Below are 15,895 nucleotides of genomic sequence, written 5' to 3' on the forward strand. Positions count from 1 at the left end.
TCTGTAGGGGTGGAGCCCGCTCATCGCCTCCTAGGCTCCAGAGGATCCGGGCTCGCCACTGGAGTCTTTCTTCACCCCCGCCAGCATGTCTCTAGACACAAGTCTTACGCCGCGATCGGTCTCTAGTATAACTCCCCACACTCCCTCCGGGAGCTCAATCCTCCCTAGAGATATGTAGAGCTCCCCGGGAGGCTTCACGGCGGGGAGGGGCTGGAGCGGCCGGCTCCCCCTGAGCTCTTCCTCTATAACGCGCACCACTATGAGGCGGGCTGGACGCGGGAACAACACTGTTCCCACAACAGTGGCGAACACTGACGCCTCGACTTCCTCTCCACGCTTGTTATACCTCACCACCTCCACTACGTAGCCTGGCGTGTTAGCGTATCTTTCGCGTAGATCGCTTACCGCGTCGAGAACCTCAGTGCTACCAAGCTCTATCTCCTTCTCTAGCCTAAGCAGTGTTAGCCGTACACCAGCTATACTGGCGTCAAACGCATGGTATAGCCGGGCCACAGTACCTGCTCTACCCATGTCAGCCCCCCGGGTCGGAGTACGGCATATCACAGCCTCTGGTAATAGATGCCCTGGAGCCTCAGGCTAGTATCTATAGGGGCGGCCTGCCACCGGCTACACCGGCGGCCCCGTGAAGACGAACCTCCATGCCAACCTACGGCGGGTCTGAAGAAAAGGTGCCTTCCCGGTGAAGAATCAGCCGGGCCTTGAGGGCCGCCGCCTACTTCTTGTAGCCTATCTTTCTCAGGAAGGCTCTTCTCTCTGCGCGATCCTCCTCCGTCTCAACCCCTACCGGGGTATAGCCATCCACTACCCCTATGACCCCTCTTCCTTGGCTCGTCTCCGCGACGAGGACCTGGAGTGGGTTAGCAGTGGCGGCGAATATCGTGACTACCTCCTGCACGTTCTTTATGGCATTAAGCACGTTTATGGGCCACGCGTCCTTAATGTATATGACGAACACGTGGCCTGCAGCTATTCTCCTAGCGGCCTCTATCGCCAGCTTCTCAAGCCCCTCATCGTTGCCTTCGTAGCGTATTAGCCTCTTCTGGCTGGCCTCGCAGAATGCCAGCCCAAACTTTATCCCGGGGGCACTGGTTACAAGGGCCTCGTACAAGTCCTCAACGGTCTTTATGAAGTGGGCCTGGCCCACTATTACATTGGTCCCCTCAGGCACGGGTATGTCCACGACATGTATCCGGGGGCTCTCGCCGGTAGCAGGCAAGGGGGATGCCGCACCCCCGATACCCTATCCAGTAAGGAGCGGCTTGAAGAGCTATAATGGCCCCTGGCCAGGAAGGAGGGTATGAAGCCGCTCCGAATGCCGAAGAGTAGATTATTTAGAGTACTTACGAGTTCTATAACCGACGGTATTCTGGGGAACGCGTATGGCTCTGCAGCAGCGTAGGCGGCTGGACTTCCTCCGACACATAGTGAATAGGATACTAGCCGAGTCTAATGCTCCCAGGCAGCTGTTGGATGATATACGTCGAGCAGTAGGTAGCGCCGAGGACAAGTACAAGTTCAACGCGTTTGGGGGCGATGTGAAGAGACTCGCAGACTACCTGCGCAGCCGCGACTTCGACGATTTGATAACCATTGCACGCTCCGACCGCAGCGGCCAGGGGCTAGAGCTGCTCCGGCGGATACTGGAGGAGGCGCGGAAAGTCTACAGCGACATACCAGAGGTCGTCGATGCTATTGATGCAAGGCTCAGGGAGCTAGAGGCTGGAGGGAAGAAGGGGGAGGACAAACTGGACACGCTCTACTCCATTCTGAAGGATCTCGAAAAGCTTGGTGCTAAAATCGAGAAGGATGAGAAGGGGAGGAAGCTGCTTGTAAAGCTCCCCGGCGATAAGCTAAGTGCAACCATAAGCTATGACGAGAAGATGAACACGTACAGGCTGGAGCTGGTAGTGAAGGAGAGTGCAGAGTTCTTAACTCCAAGCGAGGTACACGCACATCTAAAGAGGGTTGTGGAGACTATAGGCTCCGGGTAGAGCTTTCCAGCCGCTTCTCAAAATCATAGCAGCGCTGTAATGCCTTTTACCAGGTAGTGTGGCCCGCGGAGCCTGCCTTCAAGCCATGTCTTTATCAAGTCTTCGGGCGCCTTGCTGAGAATTCTCTCCACGCCCATTTTACCCAGCGCGGAGGCCGCGAGCAGCATGAGCGAGTGGGTCCTAGACTCTATTGAAAGGCTTCTTACCCCCTCCCTGTACCTCCTCGCGTCCAGAAACGGCCTGCCATCATCGTCTAGCGATACCGCGTCGGCGAGAGCTCTTGCCGAGAGGACTGCCGGGCGTATTCCCTCCCCTCCAAGACTCATCACTAGGCCCGCCGCCTCACCCGTCTTCACTACACCGCTTCTCGTGAGGAGCTCTATGCGTGGAAAGACTGTCACCAGCGAGTAGGCCTCTCCACGTAGCTTCGGCAGCTGGCCAAGAGCCTTGGATACGAGCTTCACCGATACTTCTCTCGGGTTTTTCACGTCCATAAAGCCTCCGCCTATGTTGAGCATATGGCCGTGAGGGAACACCCACGCGAGGCCAAGTCTCCCCGGCAGGAAGATGAGGTATACAGACTCGCCATCGATGCCCGGATTGTCTGCATAGGCTCTCCAAACGGGTATCTTCACCCCCTTGGAGGAGAATGGGCCCCGTGCATCGGCTACGAGGCTGTGGCTATCCAGGAGGCTCTCGGGATCCACAGGCTTGCTCACCACGTTGAGCCGGCTACGTAGGCCATCTATCCAGCGGCTCTTATCTATCGTGTACCATACTGGCCTCTTAGACTCGTATACTCTCACAACCTCAGCATCAACCATGAATATAAACCTCTTGATGACATTGAGGATCCTAGGCTTTTCAACCGCCTCGGGCCAGTCCTGGTCGAGCAGTCCCGCAGGCACTGCTTCACCGCATGGCTTCCGGTAGGAAGGAGTAATGTCATAGACTACGGTGCTTATGCCCTTAGCCTGGAGTAGCGTAGCCAGCACTGAGCCTGCAACACCGGCCCCTACTACCGCCACTTCTCCCCTAGGCCTCTGCAAAGGACTACAGCCCCTGTGCCCCGCGCAGCAACCGGCTGCGCAGGCTAGAATAACATGCGTCTCCTCCGCAACATAATTAAGCCGCCGTGGGTAGGGGCTTAAAATGATGCAGATACGGCATGGCACAATTAGGCGAGGTGTGAGCCATTTTTAACATTGGTGCCGCCCCCGGCGCCGTGGCGCCGGGCCAGTAGCGGGGTGCATAGCCTTGGCGGGCACACGCATATCCAACGAGGAGCTCGATAAGATTCTCAGCCAGGCGGAGGAGAAGGAGCGCAAGGACCCTAAGAAGAGATGGATAGCACGTATGATACGCAGCGCCAAACAGTATCATAAAATGTGCCCCTACTATGATAAGCGTACAGGCAAGTGCTTCCTCAAGCTCGGCGAGAAGTGTGAGCGTGACGGCAAGTTCGACGGCTGCCCGGTGTTCATAGAATGGCTGTCCCGGAAGTACGACGAGCTAAAGGCCAAGGGCAGGCCCCTGCCCATGGACTTCCTAGACCTCACTTTATCCGTCTAAATACGGTCTATAGCTGTTCACGAGCCTTGAACCATCTAAATTTTTAGCTTATGAATATAGCCCTGCAAAATACGTAGCAGCTAGCAAAGCCGTTGCCGCCGTGATGCTTGTGGCAAGCATCGCCGATGACCTGCTCCTCCTCTCCTCGAGGACTGCATTGGGCAGCGTGAGTAGGGCTATGAGTCTGAGCGGCAGAGGGGCCGGCGCAACTATCGCAGCCATGTTAAATATGTAGGGAGCATATAGCACAACCATCCTCCTAACCCCATGGATCTCGTCCTCTATGAACACTGAGGGCGATGGCAACATTCCATCAGTATCTATGCTGAAGCGTGCGCTGTAGCCTAGTAACCTGGCCGCCGCGTAGTGGAGCAGCTCGTGCATGGTCATGTAGGCTGCCGCCCAGAAGGCTAGGCTTAGGTAGCCGGCTACCAGCGGCTGCATCGGAGGCCCCGGGTTAGGCTGCTCTACTACAACCACCTCTTCTCAAAAGAGTTACCATGAAAGTTTTGCCAGACCACATGGAGCCATAGATGGATAAGATGGGTGAAACTTCTCCTGGGAAAACATAAGCCTATACGTAGTATGCGTAGTACCTACCCTCCTCGTCGCTTTCTACTATACCCTCCTCCGCGAGCCTGTTTAACGCGTAGCGTATCTTGTCCTCGCTAGCCAGGCCAGAGAGGATTGAGTGCAGCTCACGTACGGTCATAGGCCTTTCACGTAGGAGCCGGAGGATAATGTCTCTCAACTGATCCTCATTGGGAGCGACAACTACAACCACCTCATCGTCCTCGTAGAGCTTATGGAGAACTATGTCCCTGTTGTACACATAGGTCTCTCTACCACTAGAGCTGTCGTTGAAGTTGTTCTGCTTGGGGCTGGCCGGCACGGCTCCACTCCTCCGGGGCTTATAACCAGGAGCCCACACCCTTATATAGGGGTTAGTCTTTGAGCATCTAGAATTACTCAAGACGCGTATGACTGATAGATGCCCCGCGTTATTATCGCCCCTAACTCCTCTCCACCATATTAACTCCGGGATAGCTTGCACCTAGGGGCTGGAGGCTTCATGGGATTTGGGCTTAGGGCTGAGCTGCTAGGCCTATGCGCGCAGCTGGAAGCGCTCTCTAACAGCCTTGAGCGCTACCGCGCCAGCTACTCGGCCAAGCTCTCTGAGCTTAAGGAGAGGCCCGGCACGGAGGGGATGAAGGCTACTTTATCCCGTGTCCTGGATGAGCTGGAAGCCGTGGCAGACGTGGTCAATAGAATCAGATCGCTAGCGTGCAGCGGCGAGCCAGGGCTCCAGACACTTGTGCGCGCCTACCACATAGCAGACCAAGCCTACTACAAGATGGTGGCTGGGCACGGTGCCTCCGTACCTGCCAGCATAAGGTCGGCGTTCTACGAGATTTATAGAACCCTGAAGAGTATAGCGCTCTAGCCGGCGCGGGGTCAACGGCCTAAAGCGTCGCCATCGCCCTCCAAGTCCGTAGAGGCCTTTACCTATCATCCCCCGGTGAGGGCTAAGCCCTGGAGTAAGCTTGATTATATAGGTTTCAGCGGTCTCCAGCGGGCAAAAGACGGGGACAAGGCATTGCAGCTGATTGAGGCTGTGCGCACCAGCCTGAGGGCGGCCAAGGTCCCCGGCCAAGTAGCTGCTAAAGCCATAGCTATTGTCGAAGAAGCCCTGGAGACATACGGTGTAAAGAACACCAAGGAGATGTACGAGCTGCCGGACTGGAATCTCTGGCTCATACTCGTAAAGTCCATAGTGTCACCACTAACCAAGATGCTTAGAAGAGAGGGCTACTGCCACGCCAACAGCTACCTCATAGGCGGCCTGATGGCGCTTGACGAGAGGGCTGCCTCAATGCTACGCGAGTGGGTCAGGGCTAAATGCGGGGCAGGCAGCGATCCATGCTGCAAGAGCCCCAAGTGCTGCAACATACTGTAGCACCGCAGCCCTGCTAGCATGGGCAAGGGCCCTCTAGAACGTTAACCCTCGGGCTTTCCACCAGGTGGAGCCTGGGCGAGGAGACACTTGCCGGAGAAGCTTGACCTGGCTAATGTGCCTCTAAGGCCGGCCTCGAGAAGGGAGATACTGCTCCTGGAGACCGGCCTGATCGTCGGTACGCTCTACCGCCCCGACATAATGGAGCTGATAAGAGACCCCCTAGAGAGGGCGACATGGCTTGACAGCCTCGCTGTGGCGGCGGCCGCTCTAGCCCGCGAGAAGGCTGGATACACTGTGAGCCAGATAGCCGAGGAGCTTGGGAGGAGTGAGACCACGATAAGAGCCCACCTGAGCGGGAAGACCAAGGCCGGCAAGATAGTCAGGGAGACCTATGAGATTCTCGCCAGGGGGCAGCTAGAGCTCGTGATACCCTTCACGCTGCCGGCCTGCGGCGAGGCCGAGGAGGAGCTGAAGCGGCTCAAGGAGGAGAACGAGAAGCTGCGGAGGGAGCTGGAGAAGTGCAGCGAGGTGGACGAGGTCAGGAGGCAGCTCGAGGAGATAAGGAGCCGGCTCGAGGAACTCGAGGGCGAGAAGAGGGAAATGGAGAAAGAGCTGGAGAGGTGTAGGGGGCAGGCCAGCCTACTCGAGGAGGCGCGCAAGCTCCTCTGCAGAGCAGGGTGAAGGCCTACTACCGCGGGGAGGGGGCCTGGCGTGCCGTGTCCCTGGTACCGCAACGGCATGTGTACATCACCTAAGCTGTCGAGGCCCACTGCCGCTGTCACCTCTCCCTCAAGGTGCCAGGGGAGCGAGGCTGAGTACAGGGCATGCCAGTTCTATGTCGACCCGGACAAGGGACAGAGGAGGCGCACCGGCCTGGAGGCCGGGTTAAGACCCGCCATAGCTGATCAGCTGAAGCCGTACCCGCCCATACACCTGCTTACCTCGAGGCCGCAGCAGCGCTGCCCCTTCATGAGGGTCTACGAGTACAGTGGGGGCTACCTGGCCCAGTGCCGCGTACTCAATAGGCTACTGACGAGGAGCGAGGCCGAGAAGTGCGAGAAATACTGGCAGTCGTGCCCCTTCTACAAGGTTGGTGTTCAGCAGAAGGCTGCTGAAGCCTAGTCAGCCAGGGTTACAGGAGGGAGGGGGAACCCGGCAACCCCGACTCCAGCCGCACCGGCCACGGCCAGTATGTAGTCCGCCAGTTTCTCCGGGTCAGCCTTTATGGAGGGTATGTACACCTCAACATTGTTGGCTAGCACTACCGGCTCGAAGAGCCCCTCGGAGTCGAGTACCGGCACCGGGACCTCTACATAGTCGACCGCGAGGCCCAGCTCGCGGAGGGCCTCCACCGCTAGCCTAGCGTTGTCGCGCACCCCCTTACTAACCGGGCCGAAGCCGTGTATCACAGCTATTTCGAGCACCTGGTACAAGTGCAGACCCCGCGGCTCAAGCTACACAGACTGGGAGCGCTGGTTAGGCTGAGGCCCAAGTAATACATATAAGACTAGCCACGCTGTGCTGGTGTGATACTCCATATAAACTGTGCCGGTCTAAAAAACCTCCAATAGGGTGTTGTGCCGATGAGCAGCCTAGAGAAGCTCACGGTGGACAAGAGGACGCTCAAACGCATAATACGCGAGCTTAAAAAGTGGAAGGCGCCGGCAACGGTGCTGCTGAGCCTATACATACCCCCGGGTAGGCCGATAAGTGACGTAGCTAGCCTGTTGAGGACGGAGTACTCTATAACAGACAACATAAAGCTGAAGAGGACCAGGGACGCCGTCCAACGCGCGCTATCATCAGCCATGGATAGGCTGAGCAGGATGCAGAAGGTGCCTCCCAACGGCCTGGTACTCTTCTGCGGCGAGGACATGGAGACCCACGACTTCATCTGCCTAATGTTCTCGCCGCCCGAGCCGGTGCCAGTGTTCTTCTACCGCACCGACAAGTGGTTCCACACGGAGTTCCTAGAGGAGATGGTAGAGCATGAGGAGACGTTTGGCCTAGTCATAGTGGAGAGGGACCAGGCTACCATAGGCCTGCTCAAGGGTAGTAGGATCCAGGTGCTGGAGGAACTGGAGGGCTACGTACCCGGCAAACACCATAAGGGCGGGCAGAGCCAGAGGCGATTTGACCGCCAGATAGAGCAGTTCGTAAAGGGCTTCTATAAGGAGGTCGCCGAGGCTATGAATAAGCACTTCCTCCCGCTCATAGAGAAGAACGCGTTGAAGGCCATAATCGTAGGCGGCCCGGGCTATGCTAAGCAGGACTTCCTAGAAGAGGCTAAGGAGTTCCTAGACTACAGGATTAGGCAGAAGATAGCCAGCGAGCTGATAGACGTCGCCTATCAGGGTCCTGCAGGGCTCAGAGAGCTTTCAATAAAGGCCTCAGATATAATAGCTAAGAACAAGTACGCTGAGCTTGTGAAGGCTATAGAGGAGTTCAAGCGCCACCTTGTAAGGGATGATGGACTTGCTGTCTACGGAGACAAGATGGTTAGGCAAGCCCTAGAGATGGGAGCCCTTAAGTTCATAATACTCGATGAGGACCGGGAGGACGCCGAGGCGCTGGCCGAGGAGGCTAAGAAGTACGGTACAGAGGTTTACTTCCTCTCGGACGGTGTACCGGAGGCAGAGTGGATAAAGAAGACGTTCAAGGGCCTGGTAGGGGTGCTAAGGTTCAAGATAGCTTAGGGCCCTAGCGCCCACAGAGCCTTAACCCCCTTTTGCAAGGCTTCCCACCCATAGCTCCTCAGGGACTGTTTGCCCCCCCCCCCTCCCGGGGCGCGTGGAGAGGAGCATCGATGGGGCGACGTATACCTCCGCAGCTATGCACCAGGTGTAAGGGCTATAAGAAGCTCTGCGGGCTCCCAGTATGCCCCATCCTGGAGAAGTTCAGGTTCCAGGCGGAGGCGGTGGCGAGGATAAGGGGTGGGAGGGAGATAGAGGGCAGCACTCCCCCCAGCATAGTGGTCGGCGAGGCCGGGTACCCGAGAGTCCCGCTCCTCTACAACATCCCGCCCGGGGTCCGCGGGGAGGAGGCCCAGCTCTATGATGCCCCCGATCTCTGGAGGGAGAAGCTTCCAAGCCTCCGCGAGCTCCTCCAGCTCCGCTCGAGCCTGGTATCTACCATAACGCGTGTGGACGCTCGGGCCCCCTGGAGGCTCTACGAGAAGGAGATATCAATAGCAGCGGTATCGGAGAGACCCGTCGACAGCCGGGCCATGCTCTCGAAGCCCCCGCTGCCGGGCCTCCGCTTTGACGGCATGCTGGCACCGCAGGGGCCGAGCGCGCCGGCCGAGAAGATAGAGGTTGAAGAGTCTCCAAGGCCGCCAAGGAAGCTCGAGAAACTTGTCTGGGACGACGCGAGGAGCACAGACGCTATAATAGAGCTATACCGTAGCGGCATTGACGTGTACCTGCTCACGCGCGCCCTCTCCCTAGGGCTGCTTGGAAGGATTCGCAGCAGGAGGCTTGTCCCAACCCGCTGGGCTATAACAGCGGTGGACCAGACTATATCAAACAACCTACTCCATGCGGTTAGGAGCTACGACACCATAGGGCAGGTGGAAGTCTACCACGGCGGATACCTGGGCAACTACTTCACAGTCATACTGGTGCCGGGGAGCTACGAGGCAGAGATGATAGAGGTATGGCACCCCTTGACCCCCTGGACCCAGGCGGCAAGGAGCCCCGTGGTCTACCGCATAGTCGAGCACCCGAGCCTCAGAATGGAGCCCCTTGACGGAGGGTACATAGCGGCCAGGCTTGCCGTGGCGGAGCACCTGTACCGCAGGAGGAGACAAGCCAAAGCCATCATACTAAGGGAGATAACGCGCGACTACTACGCCCCCATAGGCAACTGGCACATACGGGAGACGGTGAGGCGCATACTGGCCTCGAAGCCCGTAGCCGTCTACAGCGACCTAGGCCATGCACTGGAAGAGGCTGCCCGGCTGGCGAAATCCCTGGAGGCTGCTGAGGAGGTCAGGCGCTCAAAACTGGCGGGAAAGCTTAGGAGCTCGGCAGCACTGGACGCTTTCCTAAAGAAATAGCCAGCCTAGCCACCGTTTAAGAGGAAGCCACTACTTAACCCCTCCTCATGGCCTACAGTGACGAGTAAGAGGGGGGTAGAACGTATGCCCCAGCTCTCAACAGGCCTTGTCATAGCCGGTGCCTACGCCGACAAGCTGCGCAGGGTGTTGTTCGCCCAGCTTAGGAACGATATCAAGAGCGGCAAGATAGACTCAAAGCAGGTGGCCCGCCGCGCCGGCGAGCTGAACCGCCTCCTCTTCGAGATACTCGTCAACAAGCTCCATATAGACAAGGGTGATGCTGTGCGGATACGCGTAGAGTACGAGGTAAGGGATGGAGACATAGAGTGGAAGCTCGACACGCTCCAGATGGAGGCCTTCAGGAGGATACCCGACGAGGAGGTACGGAAAGCCGTGCTAGAGGTGATAGAGAAGGCTGAGCACGTACTAGCCAGGCCAGAGACCGAGGAGGAGAGAGCCTGGACAACTACAACGGAGGCGGAGGTGGAGCGCCAGATACGGGAAGCCGCTAGGCGCGCCGCCAGGCCCGCAGCCCAGCCGCCGGTACAGGTTAGCGAGGCAGTAGTATACGGGAGCACTAGGAGCGGAGAGCACCTGGCCATACTGAAGGACCCTGCCGGAGAGAACGTAGGCCTAGCTGTTATGAAGGAGGATGACGGGCGAACACGCATCCTAGTAATCCTCGTCCCGGGCAGGAAAGCCTACCGTGCCGAAACCACAGTAGACATGCCCGTCAGCGACCTGGAAAAGCAGCCGGAGAAGATAGTAGAGGCAATCCGGAGCATGGGCTTCACAGAGGTCTCGAGAGGGGATGCAGAGAAGGTAATCAAGGAAAAGATGGAGGAGATAATATAGCGTCCCTCGGCTCAGCGAGGTCTCCACTCCACATCCACACTACTCGGCTCAAATCAGCCTCATCACCGCCGAGGGCTACACCGCTCCAGGACAGGGGCCAGAGAGCACCTTTTATATGACTGTAATACCCCCTCCAACAGCCTATACGGTGGATCCCCGGGCATGGATAAGCCCCTGGGGCTTGTCGGGGAGGATGGTAGCGTTGACTACGGACTCGCACTCAAAATCACGGCCCCGGCCTCAAGGGATGAGTACCTGAAGAGGGCCATTCTCAGCTTCGCTGTCAGGGAGTTCAGGGACGGCTTGAGGAGGATGCCCGGCCTCAGCTTCTCCGGCGTCACATTGAGGTGGGACGCGACTTCGAGAGCATCCTGAGGGAGCGTAAGGGGCGCAGGAGGGTCAGGGATCCCGCCACACTCAAGTACTACAGGAGCCTGTTCACGAAATACCTGGAGGGCAGGGAGCTCTCAGAGGACCTGGTCGACTATGTTGTGAGCCACCCGAATAGGTGGCTCCGGAACGTACTCAGGCACTACGTCCAATACCTCTACTACAGGAGGAGGATCAGCCCCGAAGCATTCGGGTGGCTAACGGAGGCGGTGCCCTCCCGGGGGTACAGGCTGGACGTCAAGCCGTACCCCATAAGCCTCGAGGACGTTAGGAGGACCCTAGAACTCCTGGGGGAGAACCACCCGGTCTACTACACCGTCTACAGGGTCATGATCGAGTCAGGGGCCAGGTACACGCACGTGCTGAGGATGATTGAGTCCTGGGATCCTGGCGGGACCGTGGAGATACCGGGAGTTGGGGTCACAACCGAGAGGCTGGTGTGCCCCGGCGATAAAGGGTTCTGCAGGTACTACATGGGCCTCAGGGGCTCGGCCAAGCAGTGCGAGTGGATATACTTCTCTAGGGAGACCCTTGAGCTGCTGATGCGGGTAGCCCCTAGGAGGGTTGGCAGGCACCAGCCCAGAAGGTACGCGGTGAGGCACGGCCTAGTACTGCCCAAGTACATGAGGAAGGTTGCATGGAGGCTCATGGTTAAAACTGTGGGGAGGGAGGCCGCGAGGTTCATGCAGAGCAGGTTTGGGGAGCTGAGGGTGAGCGAGGCGAGGTACGAAGACCTCCTAGGGGAGGCAGACCAGGCATACCCCAAATACCTGGAGCACCTGGCTGAGGTGGGCCTCACTTAACCGCCTGGCAACATCGGGAACGCTGTGGGGGCCTGTCTTGCCCGTGCCGCGCGTGCCCTTAAAGGACTTGGGCTTCGCAATTCTCCTGCTGGCACTGATACCCTCCCTAATATTATACAGCCTAGGCTTACATGACGGACTCATCGCCACGCTCATATACTTCCAGCTGGTCACTATATGGATTCAGGCGGAGATCTCGCTCAGACAGCAGGAGCTAGCAGAGCTCCAAGCAACGCCGATAACAGTCCTACATTACTCCTCCTCTCGCGGATTTCTTCACGCTAAACCCTCAGAAGCTACTAAGCATATTCCACTTACCGTGCAAAACTAAGCAATGGCCTGCATTGGAGCTTCTTGCAGTCTTTGACACCATTTTCCGCGGGTGCAACACCGTTTTTGAGCCAATAACAGAGAGCAAAGCGTCTTTTTAGGGCTTTTCAACATTATACCTGATAGAAGCACGGCAGGAAAAGAGTCAGAGGATCGCGCTCAAAATAATATCTCGTGCCAGTCCGCGACATGACTCAGATTCACGGCCCCGAGGAATTTAAGAGGGCTGGCCTGGGCGGGGTGAATGAACCTTTATTAGCCGTGTGTGCGTAGTGTGTTTCTGTGGAGTTTGGTGTGCTATGAGCGAGCAGAGGAGGGGGAGGGTTAAGAGGGTTCAGGTCACCTTTACGCGGGAGCAGTGGGAGCTTATAGAGATGCTTCGTGGCGTGATGGGTAGCGACGATGCTGAGCTTGTCAGGAATATAGTGCTGTCGTGGCTGTCGGAGAAGTCGATTGTGGCGTCTAAGGTTAAGAGGGAGATGGGAGGTGGTGAAGTGTGAAGGTGTACAGGGTCGCATCGCTATTCTCGGGTGCTGGGGGGCTTGACCTGGGCCTCGTCCAGACGGGGAGGTTCAGGATTGTGTTCGCTAACGAGTTGCGGGTCCCCGCGGCGATGACGTACGCGAGGAACCTGGGGCTCAAGCTGGAGCTGTGCGGTGGGGAGCTGGAAGTCCAGGCTCGGCCGGGCGTCATCCTGGCCTGCGACGTGGCCCGGGTGGACTTTGCCGGGCTCTCTGATGCGGGGGTTGACGTGGTGGCGGGTGGCCCCCATGCCAGGACTTCTCCATTGTCCGCGGCCCCGACTGGGACAGGAGGGGGATAGAGGTCAGGAGGGGGAGGCTGTACGCCCACTTCGTGAGGGCTCTCGCCACCCTCCAGCCCAAGGCCTTCGTGTTCGAGAACGTGCCCGGCCTCGTCAGCGCCAATAAGGGGCTCGCCTACAAGGTCATCCTGGACGACTTCGCCAACCTGAAGCTCCGCTGGGATGAGGTGAGGAGGCTCATAAAGGCGGACGGCGCGGACGGAGCTGAGGGCTACGAGATAATCTTCAGCGGCATCGTCCACTTCTCCAGCCTCGGAGTCCCCCAGAAGAGGGAGCGGCTGATCATAGTGGGCGTGAGGAAAGACCTGCTCCGGGGGAGCACAGCCGCGCTTTGGAGGCTGAGGGGCAGGCTGGAGGCCGCCCTGCGCGGGAGAGGCTGGCTCTTCCGCAAGTACCCTCTCACACCCATCGAGGTCTTCGAAGGCGACCGGCTGGACAGGCTCGACGACAAGTACAGGGAGGTGATGCGGAAGTGGGAGGGCCTCTGGCGCGAGCTGGGCACTCAGCGCGCCCTGGAGTGGAAGAGGAGAGTGTGGGACAGGCTCACTTTCAGCGCAGTAGAGGACTACCTGAGAGTCAACGGAGTGGAAAGGGCCAGCCCGGAGGAGATCGAGGAGGCCCTGAGGCAACATGAGGCCGTTCTGAGGGAGCTGGGCTACCTGGGCAGGCCTGTGGACAGGCTCATGCTCCCCGACTCCACCACAGAGCCCCCGAGGGAGGATCCCGTGGTGGTTGAGAGGATGAAGAGAATCCCCCCGGGTGAGAACCACGAGTTCGTCAGGGGGACGCGGTGGGAGGTTGAGGGGAGGGGCATAAGCCTGGTCTACAGGAGGATCCACCCGCTGAAGCCAGCCTACACTGTGGTCGCCTACGGCGGCGGGGGGACCCACGGCTACCACTATGATCGAGACAGAGCAATGCTAACGCTGAGAGAAAGGGCGAGGTTGCAGACATTCCCAGACACATTCCTCTTCCATGGCGGCAGGGGCGAGATCAGGGCGCAGATAGGCGAGGCAGTCCCCCCGCTGGCTGCTAAGAGGATAGGCGAAGCCCTGACTCCTGAGGGTCTCGATGAGCCTCTCCCTGTACTTGTCCTGCTCGGGGTGCCAGTAGCCCACAAACTTGTTGACAACAAACCTCTTCTTCTTCTCCTCCCCGTCAGCCAGGAGTATGCTCGTCCTCTCCTTAACTGCATCCTCATACTCTCTCTTGTCGAAGAAACCGGCGATGCAGGCCGGTATCTTGGTAAACTCTGGGATTGCATCCCAAATGCTGGCCAGATCATCCTCAGATATTATCCCCAGCTCCCTCGCCTTCGACAGGATCTTGTCTTTAATGGCGCTTATCTCCTTGAGGAATGCGAGGAAGTGCTCCCTCGACACCCCGACCCTGACCAGGACGAAGACGTGGCTGTTCTCTATCTGGCTGTAAGGTATGTCCAGCCATATGCCTCTCAGCTTAGTTGTCTTTATGCTCACATTGAGCCTGGGAGGCCTACCGTTCACCAGCCTTATGTCTGAGGGCAGGAATTCTGGCAGGGGGCCCTTCCTGTAGTCGAGCACGACTCTGACTTCGAACCTCTCGCCTAGCCACTTGGCGAGGGCTATCTCGCCCAGGAAGCCCCTTATCGCGTCTGTCAAGAGCTGTCCCAGATCCCTCTGCCTCGTCGTCCCGTAATCCGTCGCCGGGATCCTCGGGGCCAGATCGAGGGCGTGAACGGCGGCTGTGAGGTAGTCCCTTTCATCCAGCAGAACAGTACTCCAACCCAGCCACTCAATCCACTCATCTACGCTGGAGAAGGACTCCCAATCACGCCCCCTCACGGTGCCCTCACACAGCAGGTCTGCGTGTGTGACCTTGCGGCGAGGGTCATCGTAGAGCAGGTACTCGTCTGGGAGGGCGCCCCTCCTCACAGCCTTCTTGACCGCGCGCCTGCACAGAGACACTGTGAAGCGTTGCATCAGCACGCACCCCCCAATGAAGCATATTAAAAAACATATATAAAGCATATATATTCACCGAGCATAAGTGCCTCAAGGCGGGAGCCAAAGGGGGGCCTCCTTGCTCCTGGCCGACAGCGGGAAGATCAGGGAGTTCAGGCGCAGGATAATAGAGTGGTACAGGGTGCATGGGGACAGGGGCCTGCCTTGGAGGAATACTAGCAATGCATGGGCCATCCTCGTCGCGGCGCTCCTCCTGAGAAAGACAACCACAAAGCAGGTGATCAAGGTTTACGAGGAGTTCATTAAGAGGTACCCGTCGCCCAAGGCGCTCCTGAACGCTGAAGAGAATGAGGTGAAGGAGGTCATACGCCCGCTGGGCATAGAGCACCAGAGGACTCGGCACCTCATAGAGCTGGCCAGGCTCGTCGAGGAGAAGCTTGGAGGGAGGATCCCATGCGACAAGGAGAAGCTCAAGAAGCTACCCGGAGTGGGCGACTACATAGCCTCGGAGGTGCTCCTGAGGGCCTGTGACAGGCCCGAACCCCTCCTCGACAGGAACATGATAAGGGTCATAGAGAGGGTTTTCAGCGTGAAGTCGGCCAAGAAGAGGCCTCACACAGACCCCAAGCTCTGGGCCTTCGCAAAAATGCTCGTGCCCAAAGACCCTGAGAGCGCCAGAGACTTCAACTACGGAGTGCTGGACTTTGCGAGAAAGGTGTGCACGGCAAGAAGCCCCAAATGCTCAGAATGCCCGGTCAGAGATATATGTAGCTACTATTTTGAAGACAGAAGCAAAAAGCAGGCATAACTGGTCGGCAAGACCCCGGGCCCGCCTCGGCGCTCAGGCGGCTGACCGCCCGGGCCGCACTCACCGGTGATTTCGATCGTGTAGGTGGTTCTGAATCGAGGCTTTTGAGCAGTTTGGGCAATTTTGCCCGCCCTGACCCCGGGACGCGTCCCGCAGAGCCTCCCCCGCCCCACCCCCCATCCTTGTTTAATAGTTTAACGCGTTGTTTAGCCGGGAGAAGTTGCTGGAAGCAGGAGCCCCCTAGCTTCCTGCAGGCATGGGGCCCCGCGCTCTCCGCGTTTTTGAACGCTCGGGGTGGTGTTGAACGGTTAAGGGGGTTGCCCAGGCGTATCGCTGAAAGCCTTA

General features: G+C 58.2%; 22 protein-coding genes. 16 read left to right on the forward strand and 6 right to left on the reverse strand.

Annotation, left to right across the window (positions count from 1 at the left end; translation table 11 throughout):
* Positions 1-30: 30 nt before the first annotated feature.
* On the reverse strand, positions 31-531 hold the full coding sequence (locus tag ACZ42Y_RS05060) for a hypothetical protein (protein WP_464735198.1): 501 nt from the start codon (positions 529-531) through the stop codon (positions 31-33).
* Between the two features lie 202 nt (positions 532-733).
* Positions 734-1,237 (reverse strand): adenosine-specific kinase, encoded by a 504-nt coding sequence (locus ACZ42Y_RS05065; RefSeq protein ID WP_058370978.1) that lies wholly within the window; start codon positions 1,235-1,237, stop codon positions 734-736.
* Positions 1,238-1,400: 163 nt separating this feature from the next.
* On the opposite strand from ACZ42Y_RS05065, the gene ACZ42Y_RS05070 reads away from it, so the two are divergent.
* Positions 1,401-2,012: a hypothetical protein gene (locus tag ACZ42Y_RS05070; RefSeq protein ID WP_464735199.1), complete on the forward strand. Its 612-nt coding sequence runs from the start codon at positions 1,401-1,403 to the stop codon at positions 2,010-2,012.
* 23 nt (positions 2,013-2,035) lie between these two features.
* On the opposite strand, the gene ACZ42Y_RS05075 is transcribed toward ACZ42Y_RS05070, so the two are convergent.
* Positions 2,036-3,061 (reverse strand): NAD(P)/FAD-dependent oxidoreductase, encoded by a 1,026-nt coding sequence (locus ACZ42Y_RS05075; RefSeq protein WP_058370976.1) that lies wholly within the window; start codon positions 3,059-3,061, stop codon positions 2,036-2,038.
* A 208-nt stretch (positions 3,062-3,269) separates the two neighbouring features.
* Between ACZ42Y_RS05075 and ACZ42Y_RS05080 the strand changes: the two genes are divergently transcribed.
* The gene (locus tag ACZ42Y_RS05080) at positions 3,270-3,584 is read left to right on the forward strand and encodes an RNA-binding protein (protein ID WP_058370975.1); all 315 of its coding nucleotides are present in this window, start codon (positions 3,270-3,272) and stop codon (positions 3,582-3,584) included.
* Positions 3,585-3,632: 48 nt separating this feature from the next.
* Here ACZ42Y_RS05080 and ACZ42Y_RS05085 read toward each other — a convergent pair whose 3' ends face one another.
* Together ACZ42Y_RS05085 and ACZ42Y_RS05090 are read right to left on the reverse strand one after the other, a co-directional pair.
* On the reverse strand, positions 3,633-4,028 hold the full coding sequence (locus ACZ42Y_RS05085; RefSeq protein ID WP_464735200.1) for a hypothetical protein: 396 nt from the start codon (positions 4,026-4,028) through the stop codon (positions 3,633-3,635).
* Positions 4,029-4,158: 130 nt separating this feature from the next.
* The gene (locus ACZ42Y_RS05090) at positions 4,159-4,476 is read right to left on the reverse strand and encodes a helix-turn-helix domain-containing protein (protein WP_464735201.1); all 318 of its coding nucleotides are present in this window, start codon (positions 4,474-4,476) and stop codon (positions 4,159-4,161) included.
* A gap of 180 nt (positions 4,477-4,656) precedes the next feature.
* On the opposite strand from ACZ42Y_RS05090, the gene ACZ42Y_RS05095 reads away from it, so the two are divergent.
* The 4 genes from ACZ42Y_RS05095 (at position 4,657) to ACZ42Y_RS05110 (ending at position 6,663) form a co-directional block, all read left to right on the forward strand.
* Positions 4,657-5,028, forward strand: coding sequence for a hypothetical protein (locus ACZ42Y_RS05095; protein WP_464735202.1), 372 nt, complete (start codon positions 4,657-4,659; stop codon positions 5,026-5,028).
* 153 nt (positions 5,029-5,181) lie between these two features.
* On the forward strand, positions 5,182-5,541 hold the full coding sequence (locus ACZ42Y_RS05100; protein WP_464735203.1) for a hypothetical protein: 360 nt from the start codon (positions 5,182-5,184) through the stop codon (positions 5,539-5,541).
* Between the two features lie 87 nt (positions 5,542-5,628).
* A complete protein-coding gene (locus tag ACZ42Y_RS05105) occupies positions 5,629-6,222 on the forward strand; it encodes a transcriptional regulator (RefSeq protein ID WP_464735204.1) in 594 nt (197 codons plus the stop codon).
* A gap of 30 nt (positions 6,223-6,252) precedes the next feature.
* Positions 6,253-6,663, forward strand: coding sequence for a hypothetical protein (locus tag ACZ42Y_RS05110; protein ID WP_058370970.1), 411 nt, complete (start codon positions 6,253-6,255; stop codon positions 6,661-6,663).
* Here ACZ42Y_RS05110 and ACZ42Y_RS05115 read toward each other — a convergent pair.
* A complete protein-coding gene (locus ACZ42Y_RS05115) occupies positions 6,660-6,974 on the reverse strand; it encodes a hypothetical protein (RefSeq protein ID WP_058370969.1) in 315 nt (104 codons plus the stop codon). The genes ACZ42Y_RS05110 and ACZ42Y_RS05115 overlap by 4 nt on opposite strands.
* Positions 6,975-7,124: 150 nt before the next feature.
* Here ACZ42Y_RS05115 and prf1 point away from each other — a divergent pair, with 150 nt between their 5' ends.
* From prf1 to ACZ42Y_RS05165, 10 genes are all read left to right on the forward strand, one after another.
* Complete coding sequence (gene prf1, locus ACZ42Y_RS05120; protein ID WP_058370968.1) at positions 7,125-8,237, forward strand: peptide chain release factor aRF-1; 1,113 nt, start codon at positions 7,125-7,127, stop codon at positions 8,235-8,237.
* A gap of 110 nt (positions 8,238-8,347) precedes the next feature.
* Complete coding sequence (locus ACZ42Y_RS05125; protein ID WP_058370967.1) at positions 8,348-9,598, forward strand: Nre family DNA repair protein; 1,251 nt, start codon at positions 8,348-8,350, stop codon at positions 9,596-9,598.
* Positions 9,599-9,682: 84 nt separating this feature from the next.
* Positions 9,683-10,453: a DUF2258 domain-containing protein gene (locus tag ACZ42Y_RS05130; RefSeq protein WP_070807832.1), complete on the forward strand. Its 771-nt coding sequence runs from the start codon at positions 9,683-9,685 to the stop codon at positions 10,451-10,453.
* 162 nt (positions 10,454-10,615) lie between these two features.
* Positions 10,616-10,828, forward strand: a complete 213-nt coding sequence (locus tag ACZ42Y_RS05135) for a hypothetical protein (protein WP_058370966.1) — start codon at positions 10,616-10,618, stop codon at positions 10,826-10,828.
* Positions 10,801-11,646 carry an integrase gene (locus ACZ42Y_RS05140; protein ID WP_464735205.1) on the forward strand — a complete coding sequence of 282 codons (846 nt, stop codon included), beginning with the start codon at positions 10,801-10,803 and terminating at the stop codon, positions 11,644-11,646. The genes ACZ42Y_RS05135 and ACZ42Y_RS05140 overlap by 28 nt, the downstream gene beginning before the upstream one ends.
* 37 nt (positions 11,647-11,683) lie before the next feature.
* Positions 11,684-11,977, forward strand: coding sequence for a hypothetical protein (locus tag ACZ42Y_RS05145; RefSeq protein ID WP_058370964.1), 294 nt, complete (start codon positions 11,684-11,686; stop codon positions 11,975-11,977).
* Positions 11,978-12,275: 298 nt separating this feature from the next.
* Positions 12,276-12,476 (forward strand): hypothetical protein, encoded by a 201-nt coding sequence (locus ACZ42Y_RS05150; protein ID WP_058370963.1) that lies wholly within the window; start codon positions 12,276-12,278, stop codon positions 12,474-12,476.
* On the forward strand, positions 12,473-12,799 hold the full coding sequence (locus ACZ42Y_RS05155; protein WP_464735206.1) for a DNA cytosine methyltransferase: 327 nt from the start codon (positions 12,473-12,475) through the stop codon (positions 12,797-12,799). The genes ACZ42Y_RS05150 and ACZ42Y_RS05155 overlap by 4 nt, the downstream gene beginning before the upstream one ends.
* Positions 12,796-14,319: a DNA cytosine methyltransferase gene (locus tag ACZ42Y_RS05160; protein ID WP_464735786.1), complete on the forward strand. Its 1,524-nt coding sequence runs from the start codon at positions 12,796-12,798 to the stop codon at positions 14,317-14,319. The genes ACZ42Y_RS05155 and ACZ42Y_RS05160 overlap by 4 nt, the downstream gene beginning before the upstream one ends.
* Before the next feature lie 541 nt (positions 14,320-14,860).
* Positions 14,861-15,550, forward strand: a complete 690-nt coding sequence (locus tag ACZ42Y_RS05165; RefSeq protein WP_464735207.1) for an A/G-specific adenine glycosylase — start codon at positions 14,861-14,863, stop codon at positions 15,548-15,550.
* Positions 15,551-15,895: the final 345 nt, after the last annotated feature.

This window comes from Pyrodictium brockii (assembly GCF_055379715.1).

Bases quoted from the DNA above. Each gene is read 5' to 3' on its own strand.
- ACZ42Y_RS05130 (WP_070807832.1), top strand. From the start codon at position 9,683: ATGCCCCAGCTCTCAACAGGCCTTGTCATAGCCGGTGCCTACGCCGAC.
- ACZ42Y_RS05085 (WP_464735200.1), bottom strand. From the start codon at position 4,028: ATGCAGCCGCTGGTAGCCGGCTACCTAAGCCTAGCCTTCTGGGCGGCA.
- prf1 (WP_058370968.1), top strand. From the start codon at position 7,125: ATGAGCAGCCTAGAGAAGCTCACGGTGGACAAGAGGACGCTCAAACGC.
- ACZ42Y_RS05125 (WP_058370967.1), top strand. From the start codon at position 8,348: ATGGGGCGACGTATACCTCCGCAGCTATGCACCAGGTGTAAGGGCTAT.
- ACZ42Y_RS05060 (WP_464735198.1), bottom strand. From the start codon at position 531: ATGGGTAGAGCAGGTACTGTGGCCCGGCTATACCATGCGTTTGACGCC.
- ACZ42Y_RS05095 (WP_464735202.1), top strand. From the start codon at position 4,657: ATGGGATTTGGGCTTAGGGCTGAGCTGCTAGGCCTATGCGCGCAGCTG.
- ACZ42Y_RS05150 (WP_058370963.1), top strand. From the start codon at position 12,276: ATGAGCGAGCAGAGGAGGGGGAGGGTTAAGAGGGTTCAGGTCACCTTT.
- ACZ42Y_RS05135 (WP_058370966.1), top strand. From the start codon at position 10,616: ATGGATAAGCCCCTGGGGCTTGTCGGGGAGGATGGTAGCGTTGACTAC.
- ACZ42Y_RS05070 (WP_464735199.1), top strand. From the start codon at position 1,401: ATGGCTCTGCAGCAGCGTAGGCGGCTGGACTTCCTCCGACACATAGTG.